This is a genomic window from Kitasatospora sp. NPDC056800, from assembly GCF_042789775.1.
In the GTDB taxonomy this organism is placed as follows: domain Bacteria; phylum Actinomycetota; class Actinomycetes; order Streptomycetales; family Streptomycetaceae; genus Kitasatospora.
Genome location: NZ_JBHUAL010000103.1, coordinates 1 through 15,744, shown reverse-complemented (window position 1 = coordinate 15,744; position 15,744 = coordinate 1). Strand labels below are relative to the sequence as shown.

Annotated in this window: 17 protein-coding genes and 1 pseudogene; all 18 read left to right on the top strand. The window is 72.8% G+C overall.

Annotated elements, in window-relative coordinates; translation table 11 throughout:
* Nucleotides 1-50: 50 nt before the first annotated feature.
* Nucleotides 51-1,562 carry a depupylase/deamidase Dop gene (dop, locus tag ACFRQN_RS22450; protein WP_049651998.1) on the top strand — a complete coding sequence of 504 codons (1,512 nt, stop codon included), beginning with the start codon at nucleotides 51-53 and terminating at the stop codon, nucleotides 1,560-1,562.
* Nucleotides 1,563-1,736: 174 nt separating this feature from the next.
* Entirely contained in the window at nucleotides 1,737-1,955 is a 219-nt protein-coding gene (locus tag ACFRQN_RS22445; RefSeq protein WP_049652012.1) for a ubiquitin-like protein Pup, read from the top strand.
* Between the two features lie 132 nt (nucleotides 1,956-2,087).
* Nucleotides 2,088-2,165: pseudogene (locus ACFRQN_RS22440) on the top strand (recombination endonuclease VII); the annotation flags it as partial.
* The gene (gene prcB / locus ACFRQN_RS22435; RefSeq protein WP_369808298.1) at nucleotides 2,162-2,959 is read left to right on the top strand and encodes a proteasome subunit beta; all 798 of its coding nucleotides are present in this window, start codon (nucleotides 2,162-2,164) and stop codon (nucleotides 2,957-2,959) included. The pseudogene ACFRQN_RS22440 and the gene prcB, both read left to right, overlap by 4 nt.
* A 32-nt stretch (nucleotides 2,960-2,991) precedes the next feature.
* Entirely contained in the window at nucleotides 2,992-3,747 is a 756-nt protein-coding gene (gene prcA / locus ACFRQN_RS22430; protein ID WP_049652000.1) for a proteasome subunit alpha, read from the top strand.
* A gap of 121 nt (nucleotides 3,748-3,868) precedes the next feature.
* The gene (gene pafA / locus ACFRQN_RS22425) at nucleotides 3,869-5,230 is read left to right on the top strand and encodes a Pup--protein ligase (protein WP_049652001.1); all 1,362 of its coding nucleotides are present in this window, start codon (nucleotides 3,869-3,871) and stop codon (nucleotides 5,228-5,230) included.
* A 123-nt stretch (nucleotides 5,231-5,353) separates the two neighbouring features.
* Complete coding sequence (locus ACFRQN_RS22420; protein WP_074002320.1) at nucleotides 5,354-6,343, top strand: FKBP-type peptidyl-prolyl cis-trans isomerase; 990 nt, start codon at nucleotides 5,354-5,356, stop codon at nucleotides 6,341-6,343.
* A gap of 203 nt (nucleotides 6,344-6,546) precedes the next feature.
* Nucleotides 6,547-7,860 carry an FKBP-type peptidyl-prolyl cis-trans isomerase gene (locus ACFRQN_RS22415; protein WP_049652002.1) on the top strand — a complete coding sequence of 438 codons (1,314 nt, stop codon included), beginning with the start codon at nucleotides 6,547-6,549 and terminating at the stop codon, nucleotides 7,858-7,860.
* A gap of 163 nt (nucleotides 7,861-8,023) precedes the next feature.
* A complete protein-coding gene (locus tag ACFRQN_RS22410; protein ID WP_049652003.1) occupies nucleotides 8,024-8,407 on the top strand; it encodes an FKBP-type peptidyl-prolyl cis-trans isomerase in 384 nt (127 codons plus the stop codon).
* A gap of 177 nt (nucleotides 8,408-8,584) precedes the next feature.
* Nucleotides 8,585-9,559 (top strand): YafY family protein, encoded by a 975-nt coding sequence (locus ACFRQN_RS22405; RefSeq protein WP_049652004.1) that lies wholly within the window; start codon nucleotides 8,585-8,587, stop codon nucleotides 9,557-9,559.
* 26 nt (nucleotides 9,560-9,585) lie between these two features.
* Nucleotides 9,586-10,512: a YafY family protein gene (locus ACFRQN_RS22400; protein WP_181970795.1), complete on the top strand. Its 927-nt coding sequence runs from the start codon at nucleotides 9,586-9,588 to the stop codon at nucleotides 10,510-10,512.
* 3 nt (nucleotides 10,513-10,515) lie between these two features.
* Complete coding sequence (locus ACFRQN_RS22395) at nucleotides 10,516-10,746, top strand: hypothetical protein (RefSeq protein WP_049652006.1); 231 nt, start codon at nucleotides 10,516-10,518, stop codon at nucleotides 10,744-10,746.
* A gap of 21 nt (nucleotides 10,747-10,767) precedes the next feature.
* Nucleotides 10,768-10,980, top strand: coding sequence for a hypothetical protein (locus ACFRQN_RS22390; protein WP_049652007.1), 213 nt, complete (start codon nucleotides 10,768-10,770; stop codon nucleotides 10,978-10,980).
* Nucleotides 10,981-11,171: 191 nt separating this feature from the next.
* Nucleotides 11,172-11,471: a Sec-independent protein translocase subunit TatA gene (tatA, locus tag ACFRQN_RS22385; protein ID WP_380741654.1), complete on the top strand. Its 300-nt coding sequence runs from the start codon at nucleotides 11,172-11,174 to the stop codon at nucleotides 11,469-11,471.
* Between the two features lie 163 nt (nucleotides 11,472-11,634).
* Entirely contained in the window at nucleotides 11,635-12,528 is an 894-nt protein-coding gene (gene tatC, locus ACFRQN_RS22380) for a twin-arginine translocase subunit TatC (RefSeq protein WP_049652009.1), read from the top strand.
* A gap of 131 nt (nucleotides 12,529-12,659) precedes the next feature.
* Nucleotides 12,660-13,820: an FAD-binding oxidoreductase gene (locus ACFRQN_RS22375; protein WP_049652010.1), complete on the top strand. Its 1,161-nt coding sequence runs from the start codon at nucleotides 12,660-12,662 to the stop codon at nucleotides 13,818-13,820.
* Nucleotides 13,821-13,899: 79 nt separating this feature from the next.
* Nucleotides 13,900-14,217, top strand: a complete 318-nt coding sequence (locus tag ACFRQN_RS22370; RefSeq protein WP_049652011.1) for a (2Fe-2S)-binding protein — start codon at nucleotides 13,900-13,902, stop codon at nucleotides 14,215-14,217.
* Nucleotides 14,198-15,613, top strand: a complete 1,416-nt coding sequence (locus ACFRQN_RS22365) for an NAD(P)/FAD-dependent oxidoreductase (RefSeq protein ID WP_380741653.1) — start codon at nucleotides 14,198-14,200, stop codon at nucleotides 15,611-15,613. The genes ACFRQN_RS22370 and ACFRQN_RS22365 overlap by 20 nt, the downstream gene beginning before the upstream one ends.
* The last annotated feature ends 131 nt before the right edge of the window (nucleotides 15,614-15,744 follow it).

The following is a 15,744-nucleotide window of genomic DNA, read 5'->3' as shown; positions in this document are numbered from 1 at the left end:
GTCAGAGTGCTCCGCCCGTCGGGGGCGGTGCACCGGGCAAGGAGGGCCGCATGACCGTACGGCGCGTGATGGGCATCGAGACGGAGTACGGGATCTCCGTGCCCGGGCACCCCAACGCCAACGCCATGCTCACCTCGTCCCAGATCGTCAACGCGTACGCGGCGGCGATGCACCGGGCACGGCGGGCCCGCTGGGACTTCGAGGAGGAGAATCCGCTGCGCGACGCACGGGGGTTCGACCTGGCCCGCGAGGTCGCGGACGCCAGCCAGCTGACCGACGAGGACATCGGCCTCGCCAACGTCATCCTCACCAACGGGGCCCGGTTCTACGTGGACCACGCGCACCCCGAGTACAGCTCGCCCGAGGTGACCAACCCGCGCGACGCCGTGCTCTGGGACAAGGCCGGCGAGCGGATCATGGCCGCCGCCGCGCAGCGCGCGCTGGAACTGCCCAACGGGCAGACCATCCACCTGTACAAGAACAACACCGACAACAAGGGCGCCTCCTACGGCACCCACGAGAACTACCTGATGAAGCGGGCGACACCGTTCGCCGACATCGTCCGCCACCTCACCCCGTTCTTCGTCTCCCGCCAGGTGGTCGCCGGCGCCGGCCGGGTCGGCATCGGCCAGGACGGCTCGGCGCACGGCTTCCAGCTCAGCCAGCGGGCGGACTACTTCGAGGTCGAGGTGGGCCTGGAGACGACGCTCAAGCGCCCGATCATCAACACCCGGGACGAACCCCACGCCGACGCCGAGAAGTACCGCCGGCTGCACGTGATCATCGGCGACGCCAACCTCTCCGAGATCTCCACCTACCTCAAGCTGGGCACCACCGCGCTGGTGCTGTCGATGATCGAGGACTCGTTCATCGCCGCCGACCTCGCCGTCGACCAGCCGGTGCGCACCCTGCACCGGGTCTCCCACGACCCGACGCTCAAGCACCTGATCACCCTGCGCAACGGGCGCAAGCTCACCGCCGTCCAGCTCCAGCTCGAGTACTTCGAGCTGGCCCGCAAGTACGTCGAGGACCGCTTCGGCACCGACGCGGACGAGCAGACGGTGGACGTGCTGACCCGCTGGGAGGACGTCCTCGGCCGGCTGGAGCGCGACCCGATGTCGCTGTCCCGGCAGCTGGACTGGGTCGCCAAGCGGGAGATCCTGGAGGGCTACCGCAGCCGGGACGCCCTGGAGTGGGACAACCCGCGGCTGCACCTGGTCGACCTCCAGTACAGCGACGTACGGCCCGAGAAGGGCCTCTACAACCGCCTGGTGGCCCGCGGGCGGTTCGAGCGGCTGCTCACCGAGGGCGAGGTCGAGCGGGCCGTCTCCAAGCCGCCGGACGACACCCGGGCGTACTTCCGCGGGCGCTGCCTGGAGCAGTACGCGGAGCACGTCGCGGCGGCCTCCTGGGACTCGGTGATCTTCGACCTGCCCGGCCGGGACTCGCTGCAGCGCGTGCCCACCCTGGAACCGCTGCGCGGGACCCGCAACCACGTCAAGGAGCTGCTGGACCGCTGCCGCACGGCCGAGGACCTGCTCCGGGTGCTGTCCGGCGGGTAACTTTTCGATCACCATGGGTGAACGTCCGCCGAATGGGAATCATCCGGGGTGGCAGCGGGTGTTGGACAGGAAGCGCCACCGGCAAACCGGGAGCGGCAGTCGCACCTTGTGTATAGGGTCGGTGCAGCAAGCAACGACCCAACCGTGCCAGACGAATCGAGCGGGGTGAGGGAAATGGCGAGCAAGGACACCGGCGGCGGCCAGCAGCGGGCGAACCGTTCCTCCGAGGAGGTCGAGGAGCAGGCCGCGGAAAGCCAGAATTCCGAGGACCTCAAGGAGCGCCAGGAAAAGCTGAGCGACGACGTCGACGCGGTTCTGGACGAAATCGACGAGGTCCTCGAGTCGAATGCCGAGGATTTCGTTCGCGGATTCGTCCAGAAGGGCGGGCAATAGCCCGGTCCGGGCATTCCGAATTCACGGTCGCGACCGATCGGGGCGGCCGGGCGGCGAACACCCCCCGGCCGTCCGGCACCGGCCCCTCCACCCGTGGACAGTGATCGTCGGGCGGGTAGGGTGCGGGCAGCGCGCGCTTCAAGCTACCTGGAAGGAATCGTGTGGAAGCCAACACTCGTGGCACCGGGCGTCTACCGGCTGCCTTCCTGACCCCGGGGTCGTCCTCGTTCCTCGACTTCCTCGCCGAGCACAAGCCGGAGATGGTCCCCGGGCTCCGGGGGCTCCCCGAGGGCGTCGTGGTCGAGGCCCCGCACGGGACCACGCTCGTGGCCGCGATCTTCGACGGCGGCGTCGTGATCGCGGGTGACCGCCGGGCGACGATGGGCAACGTGATCGCCCAGCGGGACATGGAGAAGGTCTTCCCGGCCGACGAGTACAGCGCGGTCGGCATCGCCGGCACCGCCGGCCTCGCGGTCGAGATGGTCCGGCTGTTCCAGCTGGAGCTGGAGCACTACGAGAAGATCGAGGGCGCCACGCTCTCCCTGGAGGGCAAGGCCAACCGGCTCACCACCATGATCCGGGGCAACCTGGGCATGGCGATGCAGGGCCTCGCGGTGGTGCCGCTGTTCGCCGGCTACGACCTGGACCTCGGCCGCGGCCGGATCTTCAACTACGACGTCACCGGCGGGCGGTCCGAGGAGCGCGGCTTCGCCGCCACCGGCTCGGGCTCGGTCTTCGCCCGCGGCTCGCTGAAGAAGCTCTACCGCGACGGCCTGACGGCCGACCAGGCCGCCACCCTGGTCGTCCAGGCCCTGTACGACGCGGCGGACGACGACTCCGCCACCGGCGGCCCGGACCTCGCCCGGAAGATCTTCCCGATCGTCTCGCTGATCACCGAGGACGGCTTCCGCCGGCTCACCGACGCGGAGGTGACGGAGATCGTCGTCGCCATCACCGACGAGCGCCTGGACCGGCCCAACGGCCCGCAGGCCCCGCTGATCTAGCCATCACCTCACAGGAAAGGGGACGACCGCCGGTGTCGACACCGTTCTACGTCTCGCCCCAGCAGGCCATGGCGGACCGCGCGGAGTACGCCCGCAAGGGCATCGCGCGCGGCCGCAGCGTGGTCGTGCTCACCTACGCCGACGGCATCGTCTTCGTCGCGGAGAACACCTCCAGGGCGCTCCACAAGGTCTCCGAGATCTACGACAAGATCGCCTTCGCGGCGGTCGGCCGCTACAACGAGTTCGAGAACCTGCGCATCGGCGGCGTCCGCTACGCCGACCTGCGCGGCTACTCCTACGACCGGGCCGACGTCACGGCCCGCGGCCTGGCCAACGTGTACGCCCAGACCCTGGGCACCATCTTCTCCTCGGTCGGCGAGAAGCCGTACGAGGTCGAGCTGATCGTGGCCGAGGTCGGCCGCACCCCCGACAACGACCAGATCTACCGGCTCACGCCGGACGGTTCGGTCGTGGACGAGAAGAACTACGTGGTGGTCGGCGGCAACGCCGACTCGATCGGCAACTACCTGGGCCAGCGCCACCGCGCCGGCATCGGCCTCACCGAGGCGGTGAAGCTCGCCGTGGACTCGCTCGCCCGCGACCCCAACGGCGGCAGCCCGCGCGGCCTCACGCCGGAGCAGCTGGAGGTGGCGGTCCTCGACCGCCAGCGGTTCCAGCAGCGCAAGTTCAAGCGGATCCTGGGCAACCAGCTGGGCCGGCTGCTCGACGGGGACCAGTCCGCGGAAGCGGACGACGAGGACAACCCGGCGGACGGCACGCCGGTGTAGCAGTGCCTGTGGAGTCCCGGACGGCGGCCCCGCCGCCGTCGTCCGGGACTCCGGTGCCCCTGCGGCGGCCCAGTCGTCGTGGAGGCGGTTTCGGACAGCTCCGACAGAGAATGGAGTGCTCATGGACCGCCGGATTTTCGGGCTGGAGAACGAGTACGGCGTGACCTGCACGTTCCGCGGGCAGCGACGGCTGTCCCCGGACGAGGTGGCGCGGTACCTGTTCCGCCGGGTCGTCTCCTGGGGCCGCAGCAGCAACGTCTTCCTGCGCAACGGCGCCCGCCTCTACCTCGACGTCGGCTCCCACCCCGAGTACGCCACCCCCGAGTGCGACGACGTCGTCGAGCTGGTGACGCACGACAAGGCCGGTGAGCGCATCCTCGAGGGGCTCCTGGTGGACGCCGAGCGCCGGCTGCACGAGGAGGGCATCGCCGGGGACGTCTACCTCTTCAAGAACAACACCGACTCGGCCGGGAACTCCTACGGCTGCCACGAGAACTACTGCGTGGCCCGGCACGGGGAGTTCTCCCGGCTGGCCGACGTGCTGATCCCGTTCCTGGTCACCCGGCAGCTGATCTGCGGGGCGGGCAAGGTGCTCCAGACCCCGCGCGGCGCGGTGTTCTGCGTCAGCCAGCGGGCCGAGCACATCTGGGAGGGCGTCAGCTCCGCCACCACCCGCTCGCGCCCGATCATCAACACCCGGGACGAGCCGCACGCGGACGCCGAGCGCTACCGCCGGCTGCACGTGATCGTCGGCGACTCCAACATGTCGGAGACCACGACGCTGCTCAAGGTCGGCTCCACCGACCTGGTGCTGCGGATGATCGAGGCCGGCGTGGTGATGCGCGACCTCACCCTGGAGAACCCGATCCGGGCGATCCGCGAGGTCAGCCACGACCTCACCGGCACCCACCAGGTGCGGCTCGCCAACGGCCGGGAGGCCAGCGCGCTGGACATCCAGGAGGAGTACTACACCAAGGCCCTGGAGTTCGCGGACCGCAAGGGCATCAACACCGGCACCGTCGCCCGGGTCCTCGACCTGTGGGGCCGCACCCTGGAGGCCGTCCGCAGCGAGCGGCTGGACGGGGTCGCCCAGGAGATCGACTGGATCATGAAGTACAAGCTCATCGAGCGCTACCGCGAGAAGCACCAGATGAGCATGTCCAACCCGCGGGTGGCGCAGATCGACCTCGCGTACCACGACATCCACCGCCGCCGCGGCCTGTTCTACCTGCTCCAGGGCAAGGGCCAGGCGCAGCGGGTGACCACCGACCTCAAGACCTTCGAGGCCAAGTCGATCCCGCCGCAGACCACCCGGGCCCGGCTGCGCGGGGACTTCATCCGGCGGGCCCAGGAGCAGCGCCGGGACTTCACGGTCGACTGGGTGCACCTGAAGCTGAACGACCAGGCGCAGCGCACGGTGCTGTGCAAGGACCCGTTCCGTTCGGTGGACGAGCGGGTGGAGAAGCTGATCGCGGGGATGTAGCCCCCGGCCGTGTGATCAAGGCGGCGACCGGCCCCGGTGGTGTCTACCGGGGCCGGACGCGTGCCGGGCATACGCTGTCCGTCGAGTCAGGAGAGCCGACTTCGACCGACAGTTAGGACCACCGTGCGCCGCACCGCCGGTTTGCTTCTCACCCTGCCGTTGCTGCTCGCGGTCGCCTGCAGCAGCTCGCCCAAGGCGGCGGGCCCGGTGACGCCGTCCGCGGCGAGCGCCGCCCCGACGGTGCCCGCGCCGGTCGGCGAGGCGTCACCGATGCCCACTCTTTCGGGTGGCGGGTTCGGCAGCAAGGCCACCATCACCATCCCCGAGGGCCAGCAGCCCGGCGGCCAGTTCGTGGTGAACACGGTCAGCGAGGGCGACCGGGCGACCGTCAACAAGGGCGACTGGGTGACGGTCAACTACACCGCCAGGGACTGGACCACCGCCAAGGACCTGCCCAGTTCGTACGACGCCAACGGCAAGCCGCAGCTCTACCAGGCCGGCAGCGGGCAGCTGGTGCCGGCGCTGGACCAGAGCGTGATCGGCAAGAAGGTGGGCAGCCGGCTGCTAGTGGTCGCCCCGCCGGCGGCGGCCTTCGGCGAGCAGGGCTCCACCCAGCTGGGCGTCAACAAGGGCGACACCGTGGTGTTCGTGCTGGACATCATGGAGAGCCTGCCGCCGGACTCCACGCTGACCGGGGCGATGGCCGAGCCGGCCGCGACGATGCCGCAGGTCAAGGACAACGGCAAGGCGCCGGCCACGATCACGATCCCGACCGGGCAGGCCGCGCCCACCGACCTCCAGCAGGCGGTGCTGATCAAGGGCGAGGGCAAGCAGGTCAAGAGCGGGCAGACCCTGGTGGTGCAGTACACCGGGGTGCTCTGGGCCAACGGCCAGCAGTTCGACGCCTCCTGGACGCACGGCGGCGCGCAGGCGGTGCAGATCGGCACCGGCAGCGTGATCGAGGGCTGGGACAAGGGCCTGGTCGGGCAGAACGTCGGCAGCCGGGTCCTGCTGGTGGTGCCGCCGGCGCTCGGCTACCAGGACAAGGCGCAGGGCTCGGTTCCGGCGAACTCGACCCTGGTCTTCGTGATCGACATTCTCGAAGCGGTCTAGGAAGTCACCGGGGGGATTCCGTACGCTTGGGCGGACGCTCGTACAACGAAGCGTCCGCCCTCATCCTGAGCTGTCATACTGCCCACGCACTGTGGCAGGCGCCGCCCGGCGCCGAGGTCCGGGGCGGGCGGTGCGACGGCAGGCCGGCGTGCCCACGCCGGGCGCAGACCTGGAAGACCTCGTGGCGAGATGGATGGGGAGTCATGACTGAGAAGACGCCGAGCCCGGGCGGGGCCGGCACCGCGGCGAACGACAGCTCCGCGGGTGACCCGGCCGCCTCTCGTCCCGGCGGTCCGGTTGGCGGGGACCGCGAGTCGATCGTCGTCCCCCCGGCGATCCTGGCGCAGCAGGCGGGCTGGGCGCAGCCCGGCGAGGCGCCGCGCGCCGCGGGCGGGACCAAGACGGACGACGCCCCGCAGATCTTCGCCTCCAACGTGCGCAAGTCCGACACGTCGGAGGCCGGGTACGACGAGAACCCGCCCGGCGTCGGCAAGCTGGGCGTGATCCTCGGCACGGTGATCGCCCTGCTGCTGGTCGGCAGCGGCGTCACGCTGTACATGGTGAACAAGGACGGCTCCAAGGACAGCGCCGCGGCCAAGCCGGACGCGGCCAAGAGCGCGCCGCCCACGCCGACCGCCGACCCGGTGCCGCCGATCAAGGACAGCGCCAAGGTGCTGCCGACGGTCGCCGGCGACTTCGGCAAGAAGGCCGACATCCAGATCCCGGGTGAGGCCTCCGACGGCTCCTTCGTGGTGAAGGTGCTCACCGAGGGCACCGGCGCCAAGGTGGAGAAGAACTCCTGGGCCTCGGTGGACTACACCGCCAAGGACTGGAACACCGGCAAGGACATCCCGAGCTCGTACGACGCCAACGGGAAGCCGCAGATCTTCCAGGCCGGGACCGACTCGCTGATCCCGGCGCTGGACCAGGCCGTGATCGGCAAGAAGGCCGGCAGCCGGCTGCTGGTGGTGGCCCCGCCGGCCGCCGCGTTCGGCGCCCAGGGCAAGGCCGACATGTCGATCGGGCCCAAGGACGACCTGGTCTTCGTGATCGACATCCGCAACGCCAACGCGCCCGACGCCGTGGTGAGCGGTACCGTCACCCCGCCGCCCGCGGACTTCCCGCAGGTCAAGGACAACGGCAAGAAGCCGGCCGAGATCACCCCGGTCGCCGGGGCGAAGGACCCGACCGAGCTGAAGTCGCACGTCCTGATCAAGGGCACCGGGCCGAAGGTGGAGAAGGGCGAGAAGGTCGTCGTCCAGTACACCGGCGCGCTGTTCTCCAGCGGCAAGGTGTTCGACTCCTCGCTCAGCAAGGGCCAGGCGTTCACCTTCCCGGTCGGCGGCGGCCAGGTCATCCAGGGCTGGGACCAGGGCCTGGAGGGCCAGACCGTCGGCAGCCGGGTCGAGCTGGTGATCCCCGCCTCGCTGGGCTACGGCGACAAGGGCCAGGGCGACATCCCGCCCGGTGCGACGCTGGTCTTCGTGGTGGACATCCTGGACGCCGGTCAGGGCTGATCCACTTTCGGGTGACAATGGTGCACGTGTGACCTTCGGGTCCGGCCGCGTGGCCGGTCCCCAACGGGCGGCGGGCGCCCGTACCGTGGTCCGGGACGAACGGACCGGGTGCGGGCGTCCGCCGCTTGGTCGTGACAGCAGAGCGAATGTGAGAAGAGGGACTGTGAGCGTCAACCTCAACGAGAAGCCCGAGATCGACTTCCCGATCGGCGACGCCCCGACGGAGCTGCAGATCCGCGACATCGTCGTGGGCGACGGCGCGGAGGCCAAGCCGGGCCAGAACGTCAGCGTCCGGTACGTCGGTGTGACCTTCGAGACCGGCGAGGAGTTCGACGCCAGCTGGAACCGGAGCCCCAACGAGTTCCGCTTCCCGCTGGGCGGCGGCCGGGTCATCAAGGGCTGGGACCAGGGCGTCGTCGGCATGAAGGTCGGCGGCCGCCGCGAGCTGACCATCCCGTCGCGTCTGGCGTACGGCGCCCAGTCGCCGACCTCGGCGATCCCGCCGCACTCGACCCTGATCTTCGTGGTCGACCTGCTGGCCGTCTGAGCCCGCTCGTGCCGTGGGCCGGACCCCTCCGGGGGCCCGGCCCACGGGCGTGTCCGGGGGCGTTCGGGGAGGCCGCTTTTGCCGTGCGTACCGCTACCGGTACGGTCGGTCCCGCCGGGTGGTGATCGCCCGGTTGGCGCACCCCGCGCGCGGCGCGGCACACCGGAAGGGTCAGCGATGGCGATCGCGAAGGCAGAGCGGCTGATGAATCTCGCCCTGTGCCTGATGAACACCAGACGTCCGCTCTCCAAGAAGGAGCTGCGGGAATCCATCGAGGCGTACCGCGAGGCCTGGCAGAACAGCAGCGAGGACGCCTTCAACCGGATGTTCGAGCGGGACAAGGACGACCTGCGCGAGCTCGGCCTGGTGATCGACGTGGACGAGAGCACCCTGGACGGCGAGCTCGGCTACCTGGCCCGCGCCGACCGCAACCGGCTGCCCGAGATCGCCCTGGACGCCGAGGAGGCGGCCGCGCTGACCCTGGCGGCCCGGGTCTGGCAGCAGGCCAAGATGTCCGGTGCGGCCAGCGGCGCCCTGCAGAAGCTGCGCGCGGCCGGGGTGCCGTTCGCCGAGGCCGAGGGCCGGACCGCCCTGGAGCCGCGCATCCCCGCCCGGGAGGCCGCGTTCGAGCCGCTGCTCACCGCAGCCCGGGACCGCCGTCCGGTCACCTTCGAGTACCGCAAGGCCGGTGCCGCCGCCGTCGAGCAGCGCAGCGTCGAGCCGTGGGCGCTGGAGTGCTGGCGCGGGCACTGGTACCTGGCCGGGTACGACCGCGACCGGGGCGACGCCCGGGTGTTCCGGCTCAGCCGGATCACCGGCCGGGTGAAGGCGAAGTCCGGGGCGTTCCTCGGCGCCGTGCCCGAGCACGTGGACGTCCGGGCCACCGTGGCGAAGTTCGCGGGAGAGGGGGCGACCGCCACCGCGACCGTCCGGGTCCGCCGGGGCGCCGGCTTCCCGCTGCGGACCAAGGCGCTGGGCAGCACCCGGGTGGACGAGCTGTGGGACGAGCTGGAGATCCCGTACGGCAACGGGCTCGGCGCGGACCTGGCCGAGTTCGGGCCGGACGTGCTGGTGCTCGGGCCGGAGGAGCTGCGGGCGGATGTGGTCGACCGGCTGCGGGCGGTCGCGGGTTTCGAAGGAGTGGGCGCGTGAGCAACGCCATCGACCAGACGCGACGGATGCTGTCGCTGGTCACCTACCTGCGCGAGCGGCCCGGGGCCGAGGTCGCCGAGGTGGCCCGGGCGTTCGGGATCAGCGAGCGCGAGCTGATCGCGGACCTCAACGTGCTGCCGATGTGCGGCACCAGCTTCCGCGGCGGCGACCTGCTCGACATCGACACCGACGGCGAGCGGATCTGGTGGCACAACGTCGACGACGTCGCCCAGCCGCTGCGGCTGGCCGCCGACGAGGCGACCGCGCTGCTGGTGGCCGCCCGCGCGGTGGCCGGACTGCCGGGCCTGCGGGCCGGGGACCGGGAGGCGCTCACCCGGGCCGTCGCCAAGATCGAGAACGCGGCGGGGGAGAGTGCCGAGGGCAGCGCCCGGGTCGGTGTGACCTTCGAGGCGGAGAGCCACGTCTTCGCCGACATCGACCGCGCGCTCAGCGAGGGCCGCCGGCTCTGGCTGCGCTACTACTCGCACGGGCGCGGCGGGATGACCGAGCGCGAGGTCGACCCGATCCGGCTGCTCACCGAGGGCCACACCTACCTCGAGGCCTGGTGCCGCACCTCCGAGGACCACCGGATGTTCCGGCTCGACCGGGTCGCCGAGATCCGCGTCCTGGACGTCCCGGCCGACCCGCCCCGGCGTGAGCCGCGCGACCTGAGCGGCGGGCTGGTCAACCCGGCGGCGGACGACCCCGAGGTGGTCGTCGAGGTCTCCTCCGGCGGACGCTGGGTGGCCGAGTACTACACCCACGACCGGGCCGAGGAACTGCCCGACGGCGGGCTGCGGATCACCCTGCGCAGCGCCGACCCCTCCCAGCTGCGCCCGCTGGCGCTGCGGCTGGGCCGGGACGGCCGGATCGTCTCGCCGCCCGAGCTCGCCGAGCAGGCGCGCTCGGCCGCGCGGGAGGCGCTGGCCGCCTACGGGGAGGGGCGGGTCTGAGCGGTGGAACCCGGGACCAGATTCAAGGTGTACTGCTCCGAGTGCCGGGAGAAGGTGGAGCTCCCGGCCGAGGACTTCCGCCTGACCCTCGGTCGCACCCCGGCCCAGGCGCACTACAGCTTCGGCTGCCCGCGGTGCGGCGCGGCGGTGCGCAAGCCGGCCGGGGAGAAGATCGTCGAGGCGCTCACCGGGGCCGGGGTGCGCACCATGCGGCTCGTCCCGGCCGAGGGGTAGTACGCGTATAGGCTGGGGCGCATGTCCTGGATGCTCGTCGCCGCCGTCCTGCTCGCCACCGCGGGCCTGCTGGTCCTCGGGGTCCTCGCGATCCGGCTCTGGCTGGACGTGCGGGCGCTGGCCAAGGGCGTGGACGCGGCCTCGCGGGCGCTGGCCGCGGCGGCCGGGGACCTGGCGGACGCGGTGCCCGCCCAGGGCGCCCCGGCGGGGGAGCGGAGCGTCCCCGCCGCATAGCACGGTCGGGACCGCGGTGGTACGGGGGCTGCTGCGCGCGGGCGGGGGCGGGTTACGCTCTCAGTTGGCTCCTGAACCGTGTACCGGGGGCCGCTGTCCTGTTCGGGCGGCCGTCGTCGTGGCGTCATCCGCAGCGGTTACCATCCGCAGCGGACGGCCCGTCGGGCCGCCATGACTGAAGGTGGTCGCGCATGCGCATCTCGATGACCGCGATCGTGGTGATCGTGATCCTCGCCATCGTGCTGTTCGGAGCCAAGCGGCTCCCGGACCTGGCGCGTTCGCTGGGCAAGTCGATGCGGATCCTGAAGAGCGAGGCGCAGGCGATGCGCTCGGACGGCGAGTCCGAGCAGCCGTCCCGGCCCGCCCCGGCCCCGGTCGACGGTGCCGCGGCCAGGACCGTCCAGGCGGCTCCGGGAGCGTCGGCCACGGCCCGTCCGGTGACCGAGCCCTCCGCCGGGGCCTCCGCGCCCGACGGCGACCGCCCGCACTGAGCGCGGCGCACGTGAGGCACCTGACGCCCGCCGCGCACACCGTGTGCGCGGCGTTCGCGACCACGGAGGCCCGCCGACCGGCGGGCCCCGACGCACGAGTTGAGGACCGGGGTTGAGCAAGCTCTCCAAGGCGCCGAAGGCGTCAAAGGATCCTGAGGGGCGGATGGCCCTCGCCGACCACCTGAGGGAACTGCGCAACCGCGTGGTCAAGTCGGTCCTGGCGATCGTGCTGATCACCATCGTGGCGGCGGTCTACCACAAGCAGATCGAGGACTTCCTGCTGCAGCCGCTGCCGCGGTGCGAAACCCTGGAGCTGGCCAAGCATTACCACGGCAAGTGCGCCCAGGTCTCGAACATCGGTCTGACCGCCGGTTTCACCTGGATGCTGAAGGTGGCCCTGACGGCGGGTGTGGTCGGGACCGTGCCGATCTGGCTCTACCAGGTGTGGGCCTTCGTGGCGCCGGGCCTGCACAGGCACGAGAAGAAGTACACGGTCGTCTTCCTGATCTGCGGGACGCCGCTGTTCCTGGCCGGTGTGGCCGTGGCCATCCTGGTGCTGCCGACCACGGTCGACGTGCTGCTCTCGTTCACCCCGAACGACACCACGCCGATCCTGCCGCCCGAGGACTACTTCGACATCGCCACCCGGATGGTGCTGGTCTTCGGCCTCGCCTTCGAGTTCCCGCTGCTGCTGGTGATGCTGAACATGGTCGGCGTGGTCGGCGGCAAGCGGCTGCTGGGCTGGTGGCGCGGCATGGTCATGGGCATCACGGTGTTCGCGGCCTTCGCCACGCCGAGCGCCGACCCGCTGAGCATGCTGGCGCTGGCCGCGCCGATCTGGGCGCTGTACTTCATCGCGGTGGCGATCGCGATCTTCAACGACAAGCGGAAGGCACGCCGCAACCCGGACTCCGGGCTGGACGACGAGGAGGCCTCGCACCTGGACCTCTCGGTGCAGCCGGTGGCCGGTGCGGAGTCCGTCCAGGCCTCGGCGGCCCCGGCGGCCGGCGCCTCGGTGCCGGCGTCCCGCCGCGAGGAGATGGACGACATCACGTGAGTCGGTAGGGCCTGAGGGAGCCCCGGTCCGCCGCTGCCGAGCGGTGGGCCGGGGCTTTCCGCTGGTCGGGGCGGTTCCGGGTTTCGGCGGGTGGTCTTGGCAGCTCGCATGGCATGTGACATATTACTGGCGTGCTGAAGACCGAGACACCTCCCCTGGACGTGGTCGTGGTCGGCGCCGGTGTGGTCGGCGCCGCCTGCGCCTACTACGCCGCCCGCGCCGGGCTCGCCGTCGCCGTCGTGGACCGCGGGCCCGTGGCCGGCGGCACCACCGGCGCGGGCGAGGGCAACCTGCTGGTCTCCGACAAGGAGCCCGGCCCCGAACTCGACCTCGCCCTGCTCAGCACCCGGCTCTGGCGCGACCTCGCCGAGCGGCTCGGCCCGGCGATCGAGTACGAGCCCAAGGGCGGCGTGGTGGTCGCCTCCACCGCCGCCGGGCAGGACGCGCTGCGGGCCTTCGCCGACGGGCAGCGCGCCGTCGGGGTCGAGGCCGAGGAGGTGCCCGGCGAGCGGCTGCGCGAACTGGAGCCGCACCTGGCCGAGGGCCTGGCCGGCGGCTTCCACTACCCGCAGGACGCCCAGGTCCAGCCCGCCCTCGCCGCCGCCCACCTGCTGCGCGAGGCCCGCCGGATGGGCGCCGAGCTGATCACCGGGGAGAGCGTCACCGCCGTCGACCGGGGCCCGGACGGCGCCGTGCGCGGCGTACGGACCGACCGGCGGCACCTGGCCGCCCCCGCCGTGGTGAACGCGGCCGGCACCTGGGGCGGCGAGGTGGCCGCGCTGGCCGGGGTGCACCTGCCGGTGCTGCCCCGCCGCGGCTTCGTGCTGGTCACCGAGCCGCTGCCGCGGGTCGTGCGGCACAAGGTCTACGCCGCCGACTACGTGGCCAACGTGGCCAGCGGATCGGCCGGGCTGGAGACCTCCGCCGTGATCGAGGGCACCCCGGGCGGGCCGGTGCTGATCGGCGCCAGCCGGGAGCGGGTCGGCTTCGACCGCACGCTCTCCCAGGAGGTGCTGAGCCGGCTCGCCGCCCAGGCCGCCGCCCTCTTCCCGGTGCTCGCCGACGTCACCGTGCTGCGCGCCTACCGGGGCTTCCGCCCGTACCTGCCGGACCACCTGCCGGCCATCGGCGCGGACCCCCGGGTGCCCGGGCTGTACCACGCCTGCGGGCACGAGGGGGCCGGCATCGGGCTGGCCCCGGCGACCGGGCTGCTGATCAGCGAGCAGCTCACCGGCAAGCAGCCGGAGCTGGACCTCGCGCCGTTCCGGGCGGACCGCTTCCCGGCCGAGTGACGGCGTGACGGCCCGGACGCCTGCGACCGAGGCCTGTGTGAGATTCCTTCCTGGACCCGTGAGATTGGAGAGGCCGCCGATGCGCCGCCGCACCCCCGCCGGGCTGGTCGAGGCCGAGCCCGGGCCCGCCCACCACATCGAGTTCGACGGGCGGCCCGTCCCCGCGCTGCCCGGGCAGTCGATCGCCGCCGCGCTCTGGGCCGACGGCGTGCTCGCCTGGCGCACCACCCGGGTCGGCGGGAAGCCGCGCGGGGCGTTCTGCGGGATCGGCGCCTGCTTCGACTGCCTGGCCACCGTGGACGGCCGCCCCAACCAGCGCACCTGCCTGCTCCCCGCCGAGCCCGGCACCACCGTCACCACCCAGGAGGGCCACGGCCGTGCCGACCTCGCCGTCTGAACCCCTCGACGCCCCGTCGTACGACCTCGTGGTGGTCGGCGCCGGCCCGGCCGGGCTGGCCGCCGCCGTCACCGCCGCCGACCTCGGGCTGCGCTGCGCCCTGCTGGACGGCGGGCAGAGCACCGGCGGGCAGTACTACCGCCACCCGGCGCCCGGCCTCGGCGCGGCCCGGCCGGACCGGCTGCACCACCACTGGTCCGCCTACACCGGGCTGGCCGACCGGCTCGACGCGCACGGGCGCGCCGGGCGGGCCGACTTCCTGGCCGGGCACCAGGTCTGGGCGCTGGAGCGCACCGGGGACGGCTTCGCGGTGCACGTCACCCGCGGACCGGAGAGCACCGACCGGGCCACCGTCCTGACCCGGTCGGTGCTGCTCGCCACCGGCGCGTACGAGCGGCAGCTGCCGTTCCCCGGCTGGACCCTGCCCGGGGTGGTCACGGCGGGCGGCGCCCAGGCCATGCTCAAGGCCGGCCTGGTGCTGCCCGGGAAGCGGATCGTGGTGGCCGGCAGCGGCCCGCTGCTGCTCGCGGCGGCCTCCTCGCTGGTCACCGCCGGGGCCGAGGTGCCCGCCGTGGTCGAGGCCACCGCCTACCTCGGGTACGCGCGGCGCCCCGGCGTGCTGGCGGCCGTCCCCGGCAAGCTGGTCGAGGGCGCCGGGCACGGCGGTGCGCTGCTGCGGCACGGCGTACGGCTGCGCCCGCGCAGCGCGGTGGTCGAGGCGCACGGGACGGACCGGGTCACCGGCGTCACGGTGGCCCGGCTGGACGCCGACTGGCGGCCGGTGCCCGGCACCGGGCGGCGGATCGACTGCGACGCGCTCGCCGTCGGCCACGGCCTGCTGCCGCAGATCGACCTGGCCACCGAGCTCGGCGCGCGGACCGTGACCGGGCCGGACGGCGCGGTCGCGCTGGAGGTCGACGCCCGGCTGCGCACCAGCGTGCCCGGCCTCTGGTCGGCGGGGGAGACCAACGGCGTCGGCGGCGCGGACCTCGCGCTCGCCGAGGGCGAGCTGGCCGCGCACGCGGTGGCCGGGGAGCGGCCCGCGGCCGCGCTGCTGCGCCGCCGCTCCCGGCTGCGGGCCTTCGCCGACCTGATGGCCGCCGCGCACCGGCCGGGCCCCGGCTGGACCGGCTGGCTGCGTCCGGACACCGACGTCTGCCGGTGCGAGGAGGTGCCGGTGGCGGCGATCCGGGAGGCCGTCGAGGACCTGGGCGCGGGCGATCCGCGCACCGTGAAGCTGCTCACCCGGGCCGGAATGGGCTGGTGCCAGGGCCGGATGTGCGGTCCGGCCGTGGCCTGCCTGGCCGGCCCGGGTGAGCCGGGGCCGGACCGGCGGCCGCTGGGCTGCCCGGTGCCGCTCTCCCAGCTGGCGGCGGGGCCGAACCCGGAGGCGTAGGGCGTGCCCGACCGCGCCCCGCGGGGGGGGGCGGGCGGGGGCCCCCCCCGGGGGCCGGGGCGTAGGTCGCGGTGGGGTATAAACAAAAGAAGCGGCCGCCGACGAGGTGTGTTTTGTTAGAGGGGGGGGCC